The sequence below is a fragment of the Protofrankia sp. Cr1 genome, from assembly GCF_963555865.1.
GTDB lineage: Bacteria > Actinomycetota > Actinomycetes > Frankiales > Frankiaceae > Protofrankia.
The window spans coordinates 4424-6461 of record NZ_CAUVXO010000202.1; the positions used below are offsets into that span (position 1 = coordinate 4424).

The window sequence follows — 2038 nt, forward strand, 5'->3', positions numbered from 1 at the left end:
CCACATCCAGCGCGGGAACGTTCCCACAAGCCAGGCTATCCGACCGGCTCTCAACGATGTGAATCCGATGCTTCAATAGCAGCATCAGTTTCACATCCTTCAGCCCCGTGCACCGAAGCGTTCTGGGCTTTCCCGCGCGACCGGAGGCTGGGGTTCCTGGATTGCGGTGGCGACGGGCCGGTCAGGGTCGGACGACCACGCCGACCACGAGCCCGGGAAAAGCGCGGATTCAAACCCGGCCACGGCGAGCGCGGCGATCTGGTGGGCCGCCGTCACCCCGGACCCGCAGTAGACCCCGACGGGCTCCGACGCACCGACACCCAGCGCCGCGAACCGGGCACGCAACGAGGCCCGAGGTAGGAAATACCCCTTCTCGTCCAGATTATCCCCCGTCGCCGCGCTGACCGCCCCCGGGATGTGTCCCGCGCGCAGGTCGACGGGCTCCACCTCGCCGCGGTAGCGCTCCGGCGCGCGGGCGTCGAGCAGGACGCCCTCGCGAGCCATCCGGGCGGCACCGTCGGCGTCGAGGGTCGGCATCGCTCCCGCGGTGAGCACGACGTCCCCGGGAACCGAGACGGTCTCGCCGGCTTCGATCTCGAAGCCGGCCTCCCGCCAGGCGCCCAGGGCGCCATCAAGAATACGCACGTCGGCGACCCCCGCCCAGCGCAGCAGCCACCACGCCCGCGCTGCGGACTGTCCCCCGTTGTCGTCGTAGACCACAACCGACCGCCCGGCGGTCAGGCCCCAGCCGCGGGCTGACCGCGCCAAGGCCTCGACGTCGGGGAGCGGGTGGCGTCCGGCCATCCCGCCCGGCGCGGCGGCGAGCTCGGTGTCGAGGTCGACGTAGACCGCGCCCGGCAGGTGGCCCTCCCGGTAGTGGTCGCGCCCGCGCGGGTCGCCCAGAGTCCAGCGGACGTCAAGCAGCAGCGGCGGCGCGGCCGACGCCAGCTCATCGTGCAGTCGCTTCGCGTCGACGAGCACCGCTGGAAGGAGCTCGGGTCCGTTGGCGTGGTACAGCCGGCGCGCCGACGCCAGCAGGGCCGCGAGATCGGCCTGGTCGAGACTGCCGGGAGGCGTCCCGGTGAGCGCCGCGGTGGCGATCCGCTGCGCCACCCCCGCATTGATCGGTGCGTCAAGGCCGTGCAGGCGGGCGAGCAGCACGATCTCGCCGTTGAGGAAGTCCGACTCCACCGACCCGCTGCGGGCCAGGCTCTGCCAGGTTGAGCTGCTGTGCCGCGCGTGGCCGGGAATGTCGTGGACGACCAGCTGGGACAGGTCGAGGGTGCTGTCCGCCGCCACGTCTACGGCCTCGATCCCGGCCGCGGCGAACGCTGCCCGCGCCTCGTCCACCAGTGCAGCCGCCGCCGCGTCGCGCAGCTCACCGGGAGCATAGAGCGCATCAAGATTGTAAGCCAGGTTGGCGAGCAACTTACCGGCCTTCCAACGATCGATATCCGAGACCACCTGTACGGCGAACGAGCCCCGGCGCAGCTGCGCGGCGATGCGCTCCACGGCAGGGTCGCTGCCGCGCGGCGCGCGGCCGAGGTAGCAAGCACCGGCGATCGGTGCGCCCGGGGAGACGACCTCTCCGGCCCGCAGATGCGAGGACGGGATGAGAACGACCGCATCGACCACCATGGCGAACCGCCGCAACGCCGTCCGAGCGTTCTCAAGCCCGTTCTGCAGCAACAGGATCGGCAGTACCTCCGCGGCCGTGCGCACGGCGCCGTGCACGGTCACCGGGCGCCATGCCCACTGCTGTAGCAGCGCTTCAGAGTCCTGCGACTTGGTGGCGAGCACCAGCACATCGTCCGCGTGCAGGTCGACCTCGTCCGGCCCACCGGCGACGTGGAGGGCGACCCGCCGGTCGGAGTCCGGCCGGATGTAGCGCAGCCCCTGGGATCGCAACGCGGCGAGGTTCGCTCCCCTGGCCACCACGACGACCGGAATGCCGGCCCCGTCCAGCTGCGCGGCGACGGTCGCACCTACGGCACCCGCCCCGATGATGATGTATCTGGTGCTGATGGCAGTACCGTCC

General features: G+C 71.5%; 1 protein-coding gene. It reads right to left on the bottom strand.

The genetic code is table 11. From position 1 onward, the window contains the following. Positions 1-99 precede the first annotated feature (99 nt). Positions 100-2025 carry a rhodanese-like domain-containing protein gene (locus U9980_RS16035; protein WP_322768656.1) on the bottom strand — a complete coding sequence of 642 codons (1926 nt, stop codon included), beginning with the start codon at positions 2023-2025 and terminating at the stop codon, positions 100-102. Positions 2026-2038 lie beyond the last annotated feature (13 nt).